This window comes from Nocardioides caricicola, from assembly GCF_039541135.1.
Taxonomy (GTDB): domain Bacteria; phylum Actinomycetota; class Actinomycetes; order Propionibacteriales; family Nocardioidaceae; genus Nocardioides; species Nocardioides caricicola.
On the sequence record NZ_BAABFQ010000006.1, the window covers coordinates 79,177 to 98,031 of the forward strand.

11 protein-coding genes are annotated in these 18,855 nt (G+C 71.3%); 4 read left to right on the plus strand and 7 right to left on the minus strand.

The window, feature by feature from the left end; translation table 11 throughout:
* Positions 1-50: 50 nt before the first annotated feature.
* The gene (locus ABD875_RS11775) at positions 51-1,472 is read left to right on the plus strand and encodes a CCA tRNA nucleotidyltransferase (RefSeq protein ID WP_345177976.1); all 1,422 of its coding nucleotides are present in this window, start codon (positions 51-53) and stop codon (positions 1,470-1,472) included.
* Here the strand turns inward: ABD875_RS11775 and ABD875_RS11780 are convergent.
* Positions 1,466-5,026: a PKD domain-containing protein gene (locus ABD875_RS11780; RefSeq protein WP_345176584.1), complete on the minus strand. Its 3,561-nt coding sequence runs from the start codon at positions 5,024-5,026 to the stop codon at positions 1,466-1,468. The two genes, ABD875_RS11775 and ABD875_RS11780, sit on opposite strands and share 7 nt — an antisense overlap.
* A gap of 175 nt (positions 5,027-5,201) precedes the next feature.
* On the opposite strand from ABD875_RS11780, the gene ABD875_RS11785 reads away from it, so the two are divergent.
* Positions 5,202-9,077, plus strand: a complete 3,876-nt coding sequence (locus ABD875_RS11785; RefSeq protein WP_345176586.1) for an Ig-like domain repeat protein — start codon at positions 5,202-5,204, stop codon at positions 9,075-9,077.
* 62 nt (positions 9,078-9,139) lie between these two features.
* On the opposite strand, the gene ABD875_RS11790 is transcribed toward ABD875_RS11785, so the two are convergent.
* From ABD875_RS11790 to ABD875_RS11805, 4 genes are all read right to left on the minus strand, one after another.
* Entirely contained in the window at positions 9,140-10,027 is an 888-nt protein-coding gene (locus ABD875_RS11790) for a hypothetical protein (RefSeq protein ID WP_345176588.1), read from the minus strand.
* Positions 10,028-10,240: 213 nt separating this feature from the next.
* The gene (locus tag ABD875_RS11795) at positions 10,241-11,326 is read right to left on the minus strand and encodes an inositol-3-phosphate synthase (RefSeq protein ID WP_345176592.1); all 1,086 of its coding nucleotides are present in this window, start codon (positions 11,324-11,326) and stop codon (positions 10,241-10,243) included.
* 46 nt (positions 11,327-11,372) lie between these two features.
* On the minus strand, positions 11,373-11,963 hold the full coding sequence (locus ABD875_RS11800) for a PadR family transcriptional regulator (protein WP_243058290.1): 591 nt from the start codon (positions 11,961-11,963) through the stop codon (positions 11,373-11,375).
* A gap of 92 nt (positions 11,964-12,055) precedes the next feature.
* The gene (locus ABD875_RS11805) at positions 12,056-13,372 is read right to left on the minus strand and encodes an LLM class flavin-dependent oxidoreductase (RefSeq protein WP_345176597.1); all 1,317 of its coding nucleotides are present in this window, start codon (positions 13,370-13,372) and stop codon (positions 12,056-12,058) included.
* A gap of 189 nt (positions 13,373-13,561) precedes the next feature.
* Between ABD875_RS11805 and ABD875_RS11810 the strand changes: the two genes are divergently transcribed.
* Together ABD875_RS11810 and ABD875_RS11815 are read left to right on the plus strand one after the other, a co-directional pair.
* Positions 13,562-15,811, plus strand: a complete 2,250-nt coding sequence (locus ABD875_RS11810; protein ID WP_345176599.1) for a transglycosylase domain-containing protein — start codon at positions 13,562-13,564, stop codon at positions 15,809-15,811.
* Entirely contained in the window at positions 15,811-17,253 is a 1,443-nt protein-coding gene (locus ABD875_RS11815) for a glycosyltransferase family 87 protein (RefSeq protein ID WP_345176602.1), read from the plus strand. Before ABD875_RS11810 ends, ABD875_RS11815 begins: the two co-directional genes overlap by 1 nt.
* Here ABD875_RS11815 and ABD875_RS11820 read toward each other — a convergent pair.
* Positions 17,214-18,269 (minus strand): alanine racemase, encoded by a 1,056-nt coding sequence (locus tag ABD875_RS11820; RefSeq protein ID WP_345176605.1) that lies wholly within the window; start codon positions 18,267-18,269, stop codon positions 17,214-17,216. The two genes, ABD875_RS11815 and ABD875_RS11820, sit on opposite strands and share 40 nt — an antisense overlap.
* The coding region (locus ABD875_RS11825) for a lipid II:glycine glycyltransferase FemX (RefSeq protein WP_345176608.1) at positions 18,266-18,855 on the minus strand (590 nt) is incomplete at its 5' end. The genes ABD875_RS11825 and ABD875_RS11820, both read right to left, overlap by 4 nt.

Consider the following 18,855-nt stretch of genomic DNA (forward strand, 5'->3'; position numbering starts at 1 on the left):
GGCCACTAGAGTTGACTCCCGTGCCTGACGCCCCGCCCCCGCCGCTCCAGATGGCCGACGTCCAGCGCGCCGTGACCGCGGAGCTGGACCGGATCGCCCCGGTGATCGACGATCTCGGTCGCCGCTTCGCCGACGCCGGGCACGAGCTGGCCCTGGTCGGCGGGCCGGTGCGCGACGCGATGCTCGGCCGGCACCACAACGACCTCGACTTCACGACCTCGGCCCGTCCCGAGCAGACCGAGAAGCTGCTCAAGGGGTGGTCGGACGCGATCTGGGACATGGGGCGCGCGTTCGGCACGATCGGCTGCCGCAAGGACGAGTGGCAGGTCGAGATCACGACGTACCGCTCGGAGTCCTACGACCCCGACTCCCGCAAGCCCGACGTCGACTTCGGCGACACGCTCGAGGGCGACCTCGGACGCCGGGACTTCACCGTGAACGCGATGGCGGTGCGGGTGCCGGGGCGCGTGGTGGAGGACCCGTACGGCGGGATCGTCGACCTGGCCGGCCAGGTGCTGCGCACGCCCGGCCGCCCGGAGGACTCGTTCTCCGACGACCCGCTGCGGATGATGCGCGCGGCCCGGTTCGCCGCCCAGCTCGGCTTCTCGGTCGCGCCGGAGGTCGTCGCCGCGATGACCGCGATGGCGTCTCGGATCGAGATCATCTCCGCCGAGCGGGTCCGTGACGAGCTGGTCAAGCTCATCTGCGCGCCGTACCCCCGGCTCGGCCTGTCCCTGCTCGTCGAGACCGGGCTGGCGGAGCTGGTGCTGCCCGAGCTCCCGGCGCTGAAGCTGGAGCGCGACGAGCACCACCGGCACAAGGACGTCTACGAGCACACCCTGACCGTGCTCGAGCAGGCGATCGACCTGGAGTCGCGGCTCCCGGGCGGCGGGCCGGACTTCGTCGCGCGCTTCGCGGCGCTGATGCACGACGTCGGCAAGCCGCGCACCCGCCGCTTCCTCGACGACGGCACCGTGACGTTCCACCACCATGACGTGGTCGGCGCCAAGCTCACCCGCAAGCGGATGAAGGCGCTGCGCTTCTCCAACGACGAGATCGAGGCGGTCAGCCAGCTCGTCGAGCAGCACCTGCGCTTCCACGGCTACGGCACGGGGGAGTGGACCGACTCCGCCGTACGCCGCTACGTCCGCGACGCCGGCGACCAGCTCGAGCGGCTGCACATCCTCACCCGCGCCGACTCCACCACGCGCAACAAGCGCAAGGCGGACCGGCTGCAGCGGACGTACGACGACCTCGAGGAGCGGATCGCCCGGCTGTCGGAGCAGGAGGAGCTCAAGTCCATCCGCCCCGACCTCGACGGGAACCAGATCATGGAGATCCTCGGGATCGGCCCGGGCCGTGAGGTCGGCGAGGCCTACAAGCACCTGCTCGAGCTGCGCATCGAGAACGGCCCGATGAGCGAGGAGGACGCGCGCAGCGCCCTCCTCGCCTGGTGGTCCGCGCGTCAGTAGCCGAAGCTCTTCACGTACGCGCGTCCCTTCGTCACGACCAGCCGAACCTCGTGGGGGCCGGCGCCGAGCTCGTCGAACACCAGGTGCCGCCACGCCGGCTTCGCCGTTCGGCCTCGGAAGCTGAGCGTGGTCAGGCGCTCGCCGTCGACGAGGAGCTTCGCGCGGCCGCCGTGCCGGGCCCGGCCGAGGAGCACCTGCAGGTCGGTCCCCTGCGTGGTGAGGGTCATCGTGTCGCGACCCTTCCCGCGGCCGAGGTTGTCGCAGTAGGAGCCGACCTGCCGCCAGCTGCCGGTGCGCACGACCAACTTCTCGCCACATCGGACCGTCGTGGTGCCGGGCGACGTCGAGCCGGCCACGGTCACCCTCAGCGTGTCGGTGTCCGTGGCGCCCGACGGGTCGGTCACCAGCAGCGTGACGTCGTACCTCCCGGCCTCCTTGAACGCGTGCCTCACGACGGGTCCGGTGGCGTCCTTGGTGCTGCCGCCGTCGCCGAAGTCCCAGCTGTAGTCGAGGTCGCGGGGCGTCTGCGCGTCCGTGCTGCCGGCGCCGGAGAACGTGACCCGCTTCCTCTTCGCCGCCTTCCCCGGGCCGTCCGCCCGCGCGCTGGGCGCGGTGTTCTCCGGTGCCGTCACCGGCGTGTAGCCGTAGTCGAACTCACCGCAGCCCGAGCCGATCGTGAACCTCACGCTGCCGGTCAGGTCTCCGTCGGCGGTCGCCGGGCCGTCGGCGTTGCCGCTCATCGACTGGACGTCGAAGCCCAGGCAGCCGAACCCGAACTCCCAGTTCCCCGACGCCGACGACGGGTCGGTGTAGTTGTCGACGTGCGGGTTCGCCGAGCTGTCGGAGTACGTCGAGCGTCCGCTCGCCGCCGTGAACGCGGCGTCGTTCAGGTCCGGCGTCGCCGATCCCGGCTCCGGCGTCGAGTCGAGCGGAGACTGCGCCGGCGGGTCGTCGGTGCCGGCGTTGCCGTAGCCGTGCGCCTCGTCGGTGTAGGAGAGGTACAGCCCCGCCTGGAAGCCGATCGGGTCGCGGTCGATCTGGCCCTTGCCGTCGAGGTCGAAGCCGGAGCGGTCGCGCAGCTCGAGGTAGTAGGCGTGGTCCTGCGGTGACTCGGCACCGGCCTGGAGGTACTTCCAGCCCTGCGTGCACTGCTGCGCGGTCGTGAGGTCCTCCTTGCAGCCGCCGTTGAAGATGCGGGGGTCGTCCGGACCGCCGTCGTCCTCGAAGTCGGTCTCCAGCAGCACCTGCTCGCCCGACGGTGTGGTGGCGGTGACCTTCACGTCGTCGATGAACCAGCCCGGCCTGGCCAGCCCCGGGTCGGTGGCGTAGCTGAACCGCAGTGCGGCGTTGGCCTCCCCGGCCAGGTCGCTGATGTCGTAGCTGTCGGCGAGGAAGACGCCGGCCGGGGTGTTGCCCAGCTTGCGGTCGGTGACCTCGCTGCCGGCGGCGTACGAACCACTCGTGCCCGTCAGGCCGTTGTCGTACGTCGCCTGGCAGGTGTTCTGGTTCGGGTTGCCGGCCAGCGGGTCGGTGTTGGACGTCGTGTAGCCGTTCTCCGACGGGTGCGAGGTGTAGGTCTTGCCGCCGTCGGTGGTGGTCAGCACGTAGCCGTAGTCGAAGTCCCACTCGATGTCCCAGTTGGACTTGAACGTCAGCTTCACCGTGCTGCCCTCGGGCAGGCTCGCGAGCTGCGGGAGCGCCAGGTCGAGGTTGTGCCCGCCGCTCGGTGCGCAGCCGAAGTCGTTGCCGGAGCCGGACCACCAGGCGTGGGTCTTGCTGGCCTTGTCGCCGGTGTCGAACGTCGCCGGATCGAGCAGCTGCCGCCCGGGGAGCTTGGCCACGAACATCTGGGAGTTGTGCACGATGCCGTCCTCCCCGTTGACCAGGGTGTACGGCGTCCCGTCGGGTCGCTGCCAGGTGATCGTGCCGGTGTCCTGCTTGGAGTCGGTCATGCCCGAGACCGTGGTGGTCTCGTCGAGGACGGTCGGGACGACCCAGCCCAGCTCCTGGCGGGAGAAGGCGTCCATGTGCTGCGACTTGTCGGTCGCCATCAGGTTCCAGTCGCCGTACGTCTCGCGGCCGCCGGTGGAGTAGAAGTCGGGCAGGCCGAGCGAGTGGCCGTACTCGTGCGAGATCACCGATGCCTTGTCGATCGCCGTCTCGGGGTTCACGTTGTACGGGCCGACCCGGACGAGCACCTTGAGGTCGGCGCCCTTGTCGGTCGTCGTCATCTCCCGGCGGTCGGCGTCGGTGTACCAGAGCGGACGGCCCTCGAGGTCCTTCAGCTGGTCGTCGGTGGTGTAGCCGGGCAGCCCCGTCGCGGGATCGGTGTAGTAGTACTCGAGCGACGACGAGTGCGGCCACACGTTGTCGTACGGCAGGTCGGTGTAGTCGCAGCCGGCGACCGACAGCTGCGAGGAGCCGTTGCCGCCGCACCCGGCGAAGACCGCCATGAAGAAGTCGACGAGCCCGTCCTTGTCGGTGTCGTAGTCGGAGTAGTCGATCTCCGGGTCCGCGATCGCCGCCGCGTCGTACACGAGCTTGCCGGCAGCGCCACAGCCCGAGTCGATGTTCTGCAGTGCACCGACGCCGGCCAGTGCACCGATCAGCGCGGAGCCGTTGGCGTCGGAGCCGTAGTAGCCGGTGTTGCCGGGCAGGTTGTAGACCCCGTCGGTGATCCGCTCGGTGTACGTCGGGCCGCCGACCGTGCCGGGAGCGGGGATGCCCGCGGTCCGGGTCAGGCCGAGGCAGGTCTGGCCCGGCTCGATCTGGGTGAAGTCGAAGCCGGGCCCGTAGGTGAAGTCGGCGGTGTCGATCCCGGCGGAGGGGACCGTGCCCTCCGGGAACAGCTGGCCGAGCGACATCTCCTGGAACAGGTTGTACGTCGAACCCGGGTTCGCCGGGTCGTTGATCACCGACTCGAGCGAGTCGCCGTCGTGGCCCTCCTGGTAGGCCCGGTCGCGGAACTGCACCGGCACGACCGGGAACGGCCGGTCGCCGTACCGGGCGGTGTCGTAGACGTCCGACGGCGGGATCACCTTCGGGCCGTGGCTGGTCGCCTTCTTGGTGGTGGTGCCGACGGTCACCTCGGCCGTGGTCGAGATGTCGCGCCAGACGATCTCGGGGTTCTGCGCCGTCGTGTCGGCGACACTCTCGAGCACCAGCGTCCGGGTCTGCCCGGCGGCCACGACCGGCACGGCCCAGGTCACCGTGGTGCCGCCGCCCGAGATCGCGGCGCCGGACCCGGCGCCGGTGATCGTCGAGCCCTCGGGCGCGGTCACCGTGACGGCGGCGCCGGTGACCGGGGCCGCGCCTGTGTTGGTGACGATGATCCGGGACGGGTAGCTCTCGCCGGGCTTCACCCAGCCGACCGAGGACACGAAGCTGTTCTCGACCTCGAGGCCGCCGACGGTGACGGTGCTGACGGCGGGGCCGGAGGTCGGGACTGCGGCGGCTCTCGCGGGGGTGGCGGTCGCCGTCGGGGCGGTGGCCGGGACGGTGAGGGCGGCGAGACCGAGGACGAGTGCGGTGGTGACCGCGAGGTGCTTGCTCATGGGCGGACGCAATCTCGGGAGGGTCGCCGGTGGCGACGCGGTGGCTCCCCAACGAGTGCCCGCCCGAGACGGTTACGACGCGTGGTCCAGACCGCCACGGTCGTTGGCCGGGACTCCGGAGTACCGGACGGTCGGCTCCCCTAACTTCGGACGGGTGTTGCGTCGACTCGTACTGATGCCCGCCGTCGTCCTGGCCCTGCTCGTGCAGACCTTCGCCCTGATCGGGCTGAGCACCGTTGCTGCGTCCGCTGCTCCCGGTGACCCGCTCGGTCTGGAGCCCGGCGACCTCGTGATCGCCGACACCGGTCACGACCAGGTGGTCGTGGTGCCCGCCGACGGCGGGCCGGACCGGGTGTTGGCGGACGGTCTCGACAACCCGGGTGCCGTGGTCGTGACGCCCGCCGGGGACGTCGTCGTCGCGCTGCCCGATGCCGAGGACATCGTGCGGATCCCCGCCGACGGCTCGGCCCCCGAGGTCCTCAACACGACCAGGGCGCCCGCGACCACGCTGGCACTCGACGGCCACGGCAACATCCTGTTCGGCGGGAACACCTGGGGCGGCATCGGCAGGGTGTCGCTGAGCGGTGGTGCGGTGGAGAACTTCGTCTACGACAGTGGTGTCCCGCGCTGGTACCTGGGGCTGGACGTCGCGTCGGACGGCAGCATCGTCGCCGCGGAGACGGGCGTCGAAGCCGACTCCGACCGGGTCGTCCGGTTCGACAGCGACGGCACCGGCCGCACGGTCATCCCCGAGCTGAGCTACGACCCGGCCGCGCCGGCCGTGCCCAAGCCCCGTGGCGTACGAGGACTCGACGTCACGCCCGACGGCCGGGTGCTTCTCGGTGACACGTGGTCGGGTGTCGTGTGGGAGAGCGACGGAGTCGGCGGCGCGACGTCCTGGCCGGGCTTCCCCGCGACCGTCGTCGTCGAGGACGACGCCTCCGGCGTGGTGTACGTGGCCGCTGCCGGCGCCGACACGGTCCACAAGGTGAGCGCCGACCGGACCTCGACCCTGTTGGTGGTGACCGACGCACCGCTGCTGAACCCGGGCGGCCTGGCCGTCGTACCCGTGCCGCCGACCGAGGTCGGGGACGTCTTCGGTGCGGCGAATCGCAGGGTCTACGAGATCAACGAGGACGGGTCGCAGTCGTTGGTGGCCTCCGGCTTCGACCCGATCGGTGGCGTGGCCGTCGACGGCGACGGTGACCTGCTCCTCGCGACCGACGGCGGTGACGTGATCGAGCTGGCCGGGGACGGCTCGGGCAGGCGGACGACGATCGCCACCGGCCTGGGCGCGCTGACGGCGATCGCGATCGGCGCCGGGGACGAGATCTACGTCGGCCGGTCGGACGGACGGCTGTACGAGGTCGCCCCCGGGGGCGGCGTCACCGAGCTGGGTGCCTTCGGCGCGGCCCGCGCGATCGCGGTCGGCCCCGACGGGGCCGTCTACTTCGCCGACACGAATGCGGTGCGCCGCCTCGATGCCGGCGCCTCCCCGAGCGTGGCCGCCCTGACCGCTCGCGCCCTCGCCTGGGACCCCACGCGGGGGCTGTTGGCCGCCGAGAGCCACGACCTGCTCGCGGTCGACCCCTCCACCGGTGGGGTCTCGGGCGTGATCGGCCAGAACGACTCGATCGAGGCCGTGGCCGTCGACGCGGTCGGCCGGATCTATGTCAGTGCCGACCGCATCGACCGCGAGTCCGCCACCGTGCCCGGTGCCTGGGACACGATCAGCGGCTCGCCCGTCACCGAGATCGCGACGTACGTCCCGCGCCCGGCCTTCACCGCCGCCGCGCCGCCCGTGACCGGCAACGTCGGCGCGGCGTACGACGGCTACACGTTCACGGCCACCGACCCGGGCGGGCTGGGGGTCGAGCTCACGGTGTACGACGGCACCCTGCCGCCCGGCCTGACACTGGACGAGGACACCGGTGAGCTGACCGGCGAGCCCACGACCGCGGGCGCGTACCCGTTCCGCGTGCAGGCGGCCAACCCCGGTCGCGCGATCGTGTCCGACCCGATCACGATCACGATCGGCAAGCGGATCCAGACGATCGATGCCTTCGCCGGTGCGCCGTCGATGGTGCAGCTCGGGGACACCTACAGCCCGACCGGCACCGGAGGCGGGTCGGGCAACCCGGTCACGTTCTCCATCCGCGCGGACTCGACCGGGGTGTGCACGTACAGCGCCGGCACCGGCCTCGTCACGTTCCAGACCCGCAACGCGCTCTGCACGATCGTCGCCGACCAGGCCGGGAACGCCACCTACGAGCCGGCCGCGTCGGTCGAGCACACGATCATGGTCGACAAGGTCTCGCAGTCGCTCACGATCACCAGCTCGGCGCCGGTCGACGCTGTCGTGGGAGACACCTACGCACCGGTCGCGACCGCGACCAGCGGACTCCCGGTCGTGTTCGAGATCGGCGGTCTGTCGGCCAGCGTGTGCTCGGTCGACGGGGACGGGCTGATCACGTTCGAGCACGTCGGGAGCTGCATGTTCATCGCCAAGCAGCCCGGCGACTCGACCTACTGGGCGGCCGGCTGGAGGACGCAGACCGTCACGGTCGGCCCAGCGACGTTCGCCTTCACCTCCGACGCGCCGGACCCCGGCGAGATCGGTGCCACCTACCAGCCGACGATCAACGCTCCGTTCGCGTACTTCGACCTCGACCCGAGCACCGAGCCCGGGGTCTGCACCGTCGACGACGACCTGACCGGACACGTCACGTTCCTCCTGCCCGGCACGTGCGTCCTCCGCGCGGACACCTGGGGGGACCCCGACTTCGTGAACAGCCAGATCACGCAGTCGATCACGGTCCTGCTCCCGGCCCAGTCGATCTCGTTCACGTCGACGCCGCCCAGCGCGGCGCGGCCGGGCGACACCTACCCGGTCTCGGCGACCGCGACCTCGGGTGGGGCCGTGTCGTTCTCGATCGCGCCCGCGTCGTCCGGGGTCTGCTCGCTGGTCGCCGGCGTGGTCCACCTCGACCAGCCGGGCTCGTGCATCGTGCGCGCCGACCAGCCCGGCACGCCGAGCCACCGCGCCGCCCCGACCGTCACCCAGACGATCGTCGTCGGCGCGCGGGACGGCTCGCTCGCCTTCACGAGCACGCCGCCGAGCCAGCCGGTCGTCGGCGCCACCTACACCGTCACCGCGACGGCGGCCGGCGGTGGGCCGGTCACGTTCCAGGGCACGCCCGGCGTCTGCTCGGTCACGGGCGCGACCGTGACGTTCCTGCACACCGGCAGCTGCGTCGTCCAGGCCCAGTCCACCGGCGGCGGTGGGTACGGCGCGGCGACCGCGACCCAGACCGTCGTGGTGCAGCGAGCCGCGACCGCGCTCGGCGTCGTGGTCGAGCGCGACGTGATCATCGCGACCGTCTCGGTGGTGGCGCCCGGCGGCGGGACCCCGACGGGCCAGGTGGTGTTCAGCGACCACGGCGTGGAGATCGGCACCGGCGAGCTCGTCGTCGACGGCGCCGGTGACGTCGTCGCGACGCTGACCGGGGCGTTGGCCACCGGCGAGAGCCACTCCGTGACGGCGACGTACGCCGGCTCCGACGACCACCTCGGCTCGTCGTCGCCGGCCGTCTCCCGCGCCGACCCCGCGATCACGGCGGAGCTCACCAGCCGGAAGCCGGTCAGCAAGGCCGGCTGGTACCGCACGCCGGTGACGATCTCCTTCACCTGCCAGATCGGGACCGCCCCGCTCGTCGGTGGCTGCCTCGACCCGATCACGTTGAACAAGAACCGGCGCGGCAACAGCCCGCTCTCGTTCGGGATCGTGGCCGAGGACGGCGGTGCGGCGGAGGTCGACGTGACCGTGCGGATCGACAAGCGGAAGCCGGCGGTCAAGGTCCGCGGCATCAAGCGAGCCATCCGCACCGACGAGCCCGGGAAGCTCCGGTGCGTCGCCCGCGACAAGCTGTCCGGGGTCGACACCTGCACGATCAGGACCCGCGTAGTCGGCGACCGGGTGCGCTACCGCGCGGTGGCGCTCGACCTGGCGGGCAACCGCAAGGTCGTCCGGGGCTGGTACCCCCTGGGCTGACGCCCAGACCGTCGAGTGACGTGAAACGGCCCTCGGAAGGGTGATCTGACGGCCGTTTCACGTCACTCGACGACCCGCCACCTGCGCTCGACGCCGACCACGCGGGCCGCGGCCTCCTCCATCCGGCGGATGACGCGCTCCCGGCTGCCCAGGTCGCGACCGACGACCTCCACCACCTCCAGACCGACGCGGCGTACGTCGTCCCAGCGGATCAGGTCGGACTCGTGGTGGTCGAGGTCGCGGTGGCCGGCACCGGAGTACTCACCGATCACGCCGCGCTTCACGTCGAGCAGGTCGGGCATGGCGACGAACCGGCCCTCGAGGTCGACGATGGTCTGGTTGATGAGCGGGCGACCCCATCGGGCGTCGTACTCCCAGATCAGCCTGAACCGGTCCTCCTGCGGCGACCGGCAGCCCGCGACCGCCATCTCCACCGCCTCGCGGCACATCCGGACGTCGCGGTACCAGCGCCGGGTCGAGGTGTAGATCCGCATCCGGTGGACGGTCGTGAGCTTGGCAGCACAGGCGGCGCCGATCGCGATCGCGGCCTCGCGGACCTCCCCGATCCTGCGCATCTCGTCGAACAGGGCGCGCTCGACGGTGGCGCACCGGATGCCGTGCACGACCGTGATGTCGTCGGGAGGGATCCGATCCCTGACCACCTCGGTGCCACTCCTGGAGCCGAGCCGCTCGCCGCAGGCGGCGACGGGCACCGGAAGGCGGGTGGACCCGTCGCGGTCCAAGCCGTCGAAGAAGCCACCGCGGTGGAGCCGGAGGGCGGCCCATCCCGTGACCACCCCTCCGCGGGCCGACACCTCGAGGATGCGCTGCTCGACCAGGTCGTCGCTCACCTCGGCCGGCACGAACAGGCCCGGCGAGGTGGTCCGCCATCGCGGTCCCCGGGACTGCTTGGGCGTCGGTCCGCCCGGCCCCACGCGCACGGGCGCCACGAGCGGAGGAACGGGAGGGGCGATCGGATCCCAGCGGTGCGGCATGCAGGTCGCCTGCCCGGGCGTGCCTGTGGAGCAATCCGGGCGTCCGGCGGCCTGTGGATGGCGCGTCGAGAGACGCGAAACGGCCCCCAGGACCAGGTCCCAGGGGCCGTTTCACGTCTCTCGACGGTCTCGGCGCGAGCCGAGGAACACATCAAGCAGAGAAGAGGGTCACTCCTCGCCGCGGATGAAGGCCTCGACGCGGCGGCGGCCCTCGTCGTCGGGCAGCTGCACCGGCGGGCTCTTCATGAGGTACGACGACGCCGAGATGATCGGGCCACCGACGCCGCGGTCCTTGGCGATCTTCGCGGCGCGGATCGCGTCGATGATGATGCCGGCGGAGTTCGGGGAGTCCCAGACCTCGAGCTTGTACTCGAGGTTCAGCGGGACGTCACCGAACGTGGTGCCCTCGAGGCGGACGTAGGCCCACTTGCGGTCGTCGAGCCAGGCGACGTAGTCCGACGGGCCGATGTGCACGTTGCGGTCGTCCTTGAGGCCGGCCAGCGGGCCGGTCAGGTTGGACGTGACGGCCTGGGTCTTGGAGATCTTCTTCGACTCCAGGCGCTCGCGCTCGAGCATGTTCTTGAAGTCCATGTTGCCGCCGACGTTGAGCTGGTAGGTGCGGTCCAGCCGGACGCCGCGGTCCTCGAACAGCTTCGCCATCACGCGGTGGGTGATGGTGGCGCCGACCTGCGACTTGATGTCGTCGCCGATGATCGGAACGCCGGCGGCCTCGAACTTGGCGGCCCACTCGGGGTCGGAGGCGATGAACACCGGGAGCGCGTTGACGAAGGCCACGCCGGCGTCGATCGCGCACTGGGCGTAGAACTTGTCGGCCTCCTCGGAGCCCACCGGGAGGTAGGACACGAGCACGTCGACGTTGCGCTCCTTGAGGACCGAGACGACGTCGACCGGCTCGGCCGCCGACTCCTCGATCGTCGCGCGGTAGTACTTGCCCAGACCGTCGAGCGTCGGGCCGCGCTGCACCTCGACGCCCATGGTCGGGACGTCGCAGATCTTGATGGTGTTGTTCTCGGAGGCGTTGATCGCCTCGGAGAGGTCCTTGCCGACCTTCTTGTCGTCGACGTCGAACGCCGCGACGAACTGCACGTCGGACACGTGGTAATCGCCGAAGGTCACGTGCATGAGACCCGGGACGGTGCCCGCGGGGTCGGCGTCCTTGTAGTAGTGCACGCCCTGGATCAGGGAGGTGGCGCAGTTGCCGACCCCCACGATTGCTACTCGAACCGAACCCATCGGGGTTTCCTTCCTTGAATGAATCTGACGTCTGAGGGCGAGCCGGCTACTTCTGGCCGCTGACCTCGGGTGGTGGTGCGGGGTGCTGCTCGCCGCTGCGCTCGGCGTTGATCAGGTCGGACAGCCAGCGGACCTCGCGCTCGACCGACTCGACACCGTGGCGTTGCAGCTCGGCGGCGTAGCGGTCGACCTCCTTCTGGGTCATCGAGAGCTGGCTCTGGACCCGGTCCAGCCGCTCCTGGAGGCGGGTGCGGCGGCCCTCGAGCACGCGCAACCGGATCTCCATGTCGGTGGAGGAGAAGAAGGCGAACCGGATGTCGAAGTTGTCGTCCTCCCACGCGGTGGGACCGACCTCCGACATCAGGCGCTCGAACTCACGCGTGCCCGCCTCGGTGACCTGATAGGTGATGCGCGGCCGCTTCGAGACCGGGGTGCCCGGCGTCTTGGTGGCCATCGTCTCCTCGATGAGGGAGGCGCGGAGCATCTTCTTCAGCGTGGGGTAGAGCGACCCGTACGACAGGACCCGGCCCCAGCCGAGCATCAGGTTGAGCCGCTTGCGCAGCTCGTAGCCGTGCATGGGTCCCTCGTGCAGCAGTCCGAGGACTGCCAGCTCGATGGTCTCTGCACGACGTGCCATGCGACATATCGTAGCGATACATCAGGAAGATGGGTACAGCGGCACCTCAGGTTCCTCGCGGACCGGCCGATGAGCCTCTCGGACCTGCGCGCTCAGCCGAACCCGTAGCGGTCCAGCGGGCCCACCAGCTGCGACTCCTCGTACGACAGGTGCTCGGTCAGCGTCGCCGCCAGCCGGTCGACGGTCGCCCGCAGCTCGGCCAGCCCATCGCCGGGCCCGTCGGGGCCGGACACCACGGACACGAGCGCCCGGTCGACGTCCTCCAGCGCCCCGTGGATGACGTGGTGCTCCCGCTCGAGCCGGTCGAGCACCGGTCCGAGGCCGGGGTCGCGGCGGCGCAGGTGCGGGAACACCGAGGTGTCCTCGATGGTGTGGTGGGTGGCGACCAGCCGGCAGTACGACTGGCAGTACGCGCCGAGCGTCCACTCGTTCTGGCGCAGGGTCATCTCGTTGATCACGCCGCGGGCGCGCCCCGCATCGAGGGTGCCCTGCTCGACCTGGCCGACCAGGTCGAGCACCTGGGCCAGCTCGGCGCGCAGGTGGTCGTGGACGTCGACCAGGTGGCTGCCGACGCCCGGCACCACCGGCTCGGGCCGCTCGGGCGTGGGGGCACCGGCGCGGGCGGCGGCGACCAGCTCCCGGACCGCGGGCGCGACCTCGGCGCCGTACCGCTGGATGACGCGGGGGTCGTCGCTGCCGACGATGAACGTGCTCATCCCGTGCGTGAGCGCGAGGTCGGCGAGCAGCTCGGCCCAGGCCGGGTCGTCGGACGGGGTCACGTTGTAGAGGCGGCGCACGTCGGCCGGGGAGCGTCCCGCGGCCACGGCGGCGTCGTCGATGCGCGCGTTGCGCTCGGTGAGCGTCTCCGGCGGCACGTAGGACTGGCTGGGCAGCCAGCCGTCCGCGACCCGGCCGGTCAGCTCGAGCATCCGCGGCCCGATCGCGCCGATCCAGACCTGGACGTCGTGCACCGGGGCGGGGCCGCGCTCCCAGGTGCGGCGTACGACGTCGACGCCCTCCTCGAGCGCACGCAGCGCCTCGCCCGGGGTACGACGGGGACCGCCCATCTGCACGATGCCGTCCCAGAAGGCGCCCGCGCCGAGGCCGAGCTCGACCCGGCCGTGGCTGAGCACGTCCAGGCTGGCGACCGTCGTGGCGAGCACGTGCGGCGGGCGCAGCGGCAGGTTCGTGACGTTCGCGGTCACGCGCAGGGAGGAGGTCCGCGCCAGCACGGTCGCGATCACGGCCCACGCGTCGAGGAAGCGCCGCTGGTACGGGTGGTCCTGGAACGTCGCGACCTCGAGGCCGACCGCCTCGGTGAGCAGCGCCAGCTCGACCACCCGGTCGGCCTGGGCGGCGTCCGGCGTGATGAACGTGCCGAACTGCAGCTCGTGCCCGTAGTCGGTCATGGCGCTCCCAACGCTGAGCGGAGGATGAACGATTCCTGAGACGGTGCCGAGCGGGAGTACGTGATCTTGTGAACTGCCTCACGAGGCGCCGCCTGCGTGCGCGCCGGCCTCGACGCGTCGTGTTGGGCCCGCGCAACCGGGGCCCGTACGCTGACGAGGCACTCGACCCCGACCCGCGGAGCCTACGACGTGAGTGGTACGCGCAGGGCCGCCGGCCCCGCTGTGAAGAAGAAGCCCGGCAAGAAGCCTCCCCGCACCCGCAAGCAGAAGACGCTGCGGGTCCTGAAGTGGGTCGGCATCACCGGTCTGGTGATGGCGCTGATCGCGGCCGCGGGCTTCGTGTTCCTGTACCGCTCGATCGACATCCCGGACCCGAACAAGGACTTCGAGACCCAGACCACCAAGGTCTTCTACGCCGACGGCAAGGACGAGATCGGCAGCTTCGCGGTGCAGAACCGCGAGGTCATCGGCATCAAGGAGATGCCGGAGGACCTGCAGAACGCCGTCGTCGCCGCGGAGAACCGCTCGTTCTGGACCGACAAGGGCCTCGACCCCAAGGGCATGCTCCGCGCGTTCCTCAACAACTCGACCAGCGAGACCACCCAGGGCGCGTCGACCATCACGCAGCAGTACGTGAAGATCCTCTACCTCAGCCAGGAGCGCACGTACAAGCGCAAGGTCAAGGAAGCGATCCTCTCGCTCAAGATCCAGCGCTCGATGAGCAAGACCGAGATCCTCCAGGCCTACCTCAACACCATCTACTTCGGCCGCGGCGCGTACGGCGTCCAGGCGGCCTCCGAGGCCTACTTCGCCAAGGACGCCAAGGACCTCTCGCTGCGCGAGTCCGCCGTGCTCGCGAGCGTCATCAACAACCCGTCGAAGTTCGACCCCGCCAACGGCAAGGACTCCCGGGCCGCTCTCAAGCTGCGCTACGAGTACGTCCTCGACGGCATGGCCGAGGCCGGCAACATCACCGAGGACGAGGCCGAGAAGGCCGCGAAGAGGCTCCCGAAGCTGCCGGAGCAGGAGGTCGAGAGCCGGTACGCGGGCCAGAAGGGCCACGTGCTCGCGATGGTCCGCAAGGAGCTGGTGCGCCTCGGCTTCGACCCCGACGAGATCGAGGGCGGCGGCCTGCGGGTCACCACCACGTTCACCGAGAAGGCCATGCAGGCGGCCGAGGAGGGTGTGAAGGAGGCGCGGCCCGAGGGGCTCAGCGACAAGGAGCTGCACGTCGGCGTCGCCAGCGTGGAGCCGGGCACCGGTGCCGTGCGCGGCATCTTCGGCGGCCAGGACTACCTCCAGTCGCAGCTCAACTGGGCGGTGTCGGGCGGTCAGGCCGGCTCGACGCTCAAGCCGTTCGCGCTGGTCGCGGCGATCCGCGAGGGCTTCTCGCTCAAGGACACCTTCGACGGCAACTCGCCGTACATCCTCCCCGACGGCGGCGACGTCGAGAACCAGGGCAACGAGAGCTTCGGCTCCGCGGTCAGCATGATCAAGGCGACCGAGGACTCCATCAACACGGCGTTCATCGACATGACGCTGGGCATGGAGAACGGCCCCGACAAGATCATCAAGGCGATGAACGACATGGGCCTGCCGGGCAAGGAGGCCAACCAGGACCTGCACGGCTTCCCGATGGCCACGCCCGGCCTCGAGCCGGTCACCGGCGTCGCGCTCGGCAGCGCCACCGTCAGCCCGATCAACATGGCCAACGCCTACGCCACCCTGGCCGCGAACGGCGAGGCGGCCCAGCCGTACATCATCGAGAAGGTCACCGACGCCGACGGCGAGGTCCGCTACCGGCACAAGGTCGACAGCCGCGACGCCGTCGAGCCCGACATCGCCGCCGACGTCACCTACGCCCTGCAGCAGGTCGTCGAGAACGGTTCGGGCTACGCCGCGCAGGAGCTCGGCCGGCCGGCGGCCGGCAAGACCGGCACCTCGACCAACAGCGACGGCGACGTCGTGTCGTCGTGGTTCTCCGGCTTCACCCCGCAGCTGGCGACGTCGGTCGTCTACGTCCGCGGCAAGGGCGCGGAGCCGCTCGACGGCTACCTCGAGCCGTTCTTCGGCGGCACCTACCCGGCGCAGACCTGGACCGCGGTCATGAAGCGCGACATGGAGGGCCTCGAGATCGAGGAGTTCCCGGAGCCGGCGTACGTCGACGGCGAGGCGCCGTCGCCGGGTCACTCGCCGACCACGGCACCGCCGAAGCCGACGAAGACCCCGAAGCCGTCGGACACCCCGAGCGACACCCCGACGCCGAGCGACACCCCGACGCCGAGCGAGACCCCGACGGAGTCGCCGACGGAGTCGCCCTCGTCGAGCTGTGGGCTGCTGGGCTGTGAGACGCCGACCGAGAGCCCGACGCCGAGCGACACCGCCACGCCTTCGGGCGGCGCCACCAGGACGCCGCGGCCGCGAGGCAGGCGCGGCTGATGCCGACGTCGACGGGGCGGGGTGACTGGGTTCACCCGTCCGTCGACGACCCCGTCGTCACCGCGCTGAGCGACGGTGTCGGCGGGCCGGTCGGCCCGCGTGCCAACCGGCACCCGTGGTGGACGCCGGTGCGGGTCCTGCTGGCCCTGACCGCGGTCTGCATGGCCCTCGGCATGTTCCAGAAGAACAACTGCTTCCAGGACACCTGGGGTGACGGGCAGGCCCGCTACACGCACATGTGCTACTCCGACCTGCCGTACCTCTACACCGGTCGCGGCTTCGCGGAGCTCAGCTGGCCCTACAGCGACGACCCGGGGACGCGGGCGCGCTTCGAGGTCATGGAGTACCCCGTCGGCATCTCCTACTGGGCGTGGGGCACCGCCTGGGTCACGCACTGGCTGAACGGGTCGCCGGACGTCGAGGAGCGCTACCAGCAGTCGACCGGCGACGTCGCGGCGGCGACCGACGTCCAGCGCGAGAAGCGCCTCTTCGTCGCGGTCAACGCGGTCGGGTTCGCGATCCTGGCGCTGCTCACGACCTGGTTGCTCGCGGGCGTGAACCCACGTCGGCCCTGGGACGCGGCCGCCTTCGCGGTCTCGCCGATGCTGCTGCTCACCGGCCTGGTCAACTGGGACCTGCTCGCGGTCGTGCTGGTGGCCGGCGCGCTGTGGGCCTGGGCGCGGGAGCGCCCGGTGCTGACCGGTGTGCTGATCGGGCTGGGCACGGCGGTGAAGCTGTACCCGCTGTTCCTGCTCGGCGGCGTCCTGGTGATCTGCCTGCGCAACAAACGGCTCCGCGACTTCGCCCTGGCCACCCTGGGAGCCGCCGGGGCGTGGCTGCTGGCGAACCTGCCGGCGTACGTCTCGGGCCCGGAGCAGTGGAAGGTCTTCTGGACGTTCAACTCCGAGCGCGGGGCCGACCTCGGGTCGCTGTGGCTGGTGGCGCAGCAGGCGATGGACCGCACCGGGCACCTGTTCGCGTTCGACCCGCACACGATCAACGTCGGCTCGTGGGTGTTCTTCGGCGCGTGGTGCGTCGGGGTGCTGGCGCTCGGCCTGACGTCACCGTCGGCGCCGCGGCTCGCCCAGCTGGGGTTCCTGATCGTGGCCGGGTTCCTGATCGTCAACAAGGTCTACTCCCCGCAGTACGTCCTCTGGCTGCTGCCGCTCGCGGTGATCGCCCGGCCGCGCTGGCGCGACCTGCTGGTGTGGCAGGCCGGCGAGCTCGTCTACTTCGCCGCGGTGTGGTGGTACCTCGGCGGCTTCCTCGCCCCCGCGGGCGGCGGCGACGCGGGCTTCTACTGGGCGGCGACGCTGGTCCGCGTGGCGGCCGAGCTGTACCTGGTCGCGATGGTCGTGCGTGACATCTGGTACCCGCGGCACGACCCGGTGCGCAGCGCCGCCTACGAGACCACGACGCGGTCGAACGCCGTCGCGGTGTAGCGCACCCGCACGTCCACCTCGTCGCCCACGGCGGGCACGCGCGCGCCGTGCGGCAGGAACAGCATCGAGGCCTGCATGTGCGGTGGCTCGGCGAACAGCCGCTGCTTGCCGTCGATCGAGAACGGCGAGCGCACGAATCCGGCCGCGTCCATGCCGCCGCGCGCGAGGGTCGCCGCGCGCGACCTGATCGACGCGTCGCCGGTCGGCGCCTCGAGCCCGATGCCGTGGGCGGTGCCGCCGCTCACCACGAGGATGTGGCCGGCCTTGGGCGCCGTCCGGTGCCGGTAGCCGAACGCGTCGCCGCGCTCGACCTCGTGCACGTCGAGCACGGTCGCGGTCACGCGCAGCACGCTGCGGTCCCCGAGCCAGAGGTCGGTGCCGATGCGCGGGCGGAAGGTGTAGTCGGGGTACGTCGCCCGCAGCGTGGCCAGCTCGGCGGCGCTGAGGTGGCTGACCCAGATGGTGTCGAGCGGCAGCCCGGCCGCGACGATGTCGTTGACCAGCCGCTGCACCTCGGTCAGGTGAGCGCCGTGGGCGAGCGGCAGGTGCAGCGCGACGCCCTGGAGGCCGGACGTGGGCAGGTCGGCCAGCACCCGGGGGACCGCCCACAGCTCGCGCGCGGTCATGCCGTGGCGCAGCATGCTGGTGGCCCGCTCGAGCACGAACCGGGCGTCCGGCTTGCGGGTCAGCAGGTCGGTGAGGTCGTCGAGCCGGCTGACCGTGTGGATCACCCGGCGGTCGAGGCTCGGGTCCACCTCGAGCGCGGCGCCGAACGGCCGCCACGGCGTCAGCACGAGCAGGCGTCCGTCGTAGCGGGACGCGACCTGGGGCAGCTCGTCGTACGTGCCGACCGCCAGGGTGTCGACGCCCAGCCACGCGGCCTTGCGGGCGAGCCGGCCGTTGGTGAAGCCGTAGCCGTTGCCCTTGGCGACCGGGACGAGGCCGGGCGTGCTGTCGGCGACGGCGCGCAGGTGGGCGCGCCAGCGGTCGCCATCGACCGTGAGGGTGAGTGTCATGCGCGCCGCCGCATGTACATGTCGAACGCAGCGTAGAGCGCCCGGTTGAGCGGCAGGTCCCACTCGCCGACGTACTCGACGGCCTCGCCGCCGGTGCCGACCTTGAACTGGATCAGCCCGACGTGCGGGTCGTCGGAGTCGAGGGTCTCGGTGATGCCGCGCAGGTCGTAGACGTCGGCGCCGGCGGCGATCGCGTCGCGGATCATCTGCCACTGGATCGCGTTGGAGCCGCGGACCTCGCGCTTCTCGGTCGAGGACGCGCCGTAGGAGTACCACGCGTGCGTGCCGACGCGGATCGCGATGGTGGAGGCGACCAGCGTGCCCTCGTGGTGGGCGAACCAGAGCCGGATCCGGTCGGGGTCCTCGGCGCCGAGCGCGTCGACCATCGTGCGGAAGTACGACAGCGGCCGCGGGGTGAAGTGGTCGCGCTGGGCGGTGTGGACGTACAGCTCGTGGAAGGCCTCCAGGTCGGTTCCGGTCGAGACCTCGACGCCCTCCTTCGCGGCCTTCTTGATGTTGCGGCGCCACAGCTGGTTCATGCCCGCGAGGACGTCGTCCTCCGACCGGCCTGCGAGCGGGACCTGGA